Source organism: Staphylococcus microti (assembly GCF_000934465.1).
Lineage (GTDB): Bacteria > Bacillota > Bacilli > Staphylococcales > Staphylococcaceae > Staphylococcus > Staphylococcus microti.
In genome coordinates this window covers 1-738 of the sequence record NZ_JXWY01000041.1, presented here as the reverse complement: position 1 = coordinate 738, position 738 = coordinate 1, and the positions used below count along the sequence as shown (strand labels likewise).

The window sequence follows — 738 nt, the reverse complement described above, 5'->3', positions numbered from 1 at the left end:
CAGCCACTATTTGTGCACCTTTTTCTTTAGTTTCAGCAGCTTATATAGTAGCTTTTCCTAAAACAAATTTATTAGTTCTTATTATCTTACTGATATTATCGCAGTTTTTTTATTTTTATATTATTATTCAGTTGCCTAAATTAATTAATAGGCCTTTTTCACCTGCTTTTTCGGCTTTTACATTTCCATTGGTTATTTCAGCTACTGCTTTAAAAAATAGTATGTCAGTATTACTATTTCCGGAAATTTGGAAATATCTTTTATTTTTCGAAATTTTATTAGCAACATTAATAGTCTTTGGAGTGTTTTTTAGTTATATAAAACACTTTTTTAGAACTAACATATTTATAAAGTTTTAATATTAGATTTTTTGTTATAATGTATAATATAACTTCAGATAGGGAAGATTGTATGTAACTATTAGATTTTTAAACTTTTATGTTCATCATTTCATCATCTTTCCTAAAAGAGTTGTAAAAGAAAATAAGTAATTGATTTCACCATACAAATCCTCCCTCCTTATTTAAAAGGTTGTGGGGGTTTTGTATATTGTGAATGGTGAGTTTTTATTAGTAATTTATATTAAGGAATACTGGATTAAATCGAAAACTCCACCCATGTCTTTATATCTAAGTGTTTTAGTAGAAAAAGACACAAAGACATGGGTGGAGTTTTTGTGGGACGTATGAAAGAATTAAGATAAACAAAGATTTTTGAGAAGGTTTCTTACATAAAGGG

The 738-nt window shown here is 26.8% G+C and carries 1 protein-coding gene; it reads left to right on the top strand.

Annotated elements, in window-relative coordinates; all coding sequences use genetic code 11:
- Positions 1-359, top strand: a 359-nt coding sequence (locus TP70_RS12565) for a TDT family transporter (RefSeq protein ID WP_044360603.1), incomplete at its 5' end; no start/stop codon positions are given.
- Positions 360-738: the final 379 nt, after the last annotated feature.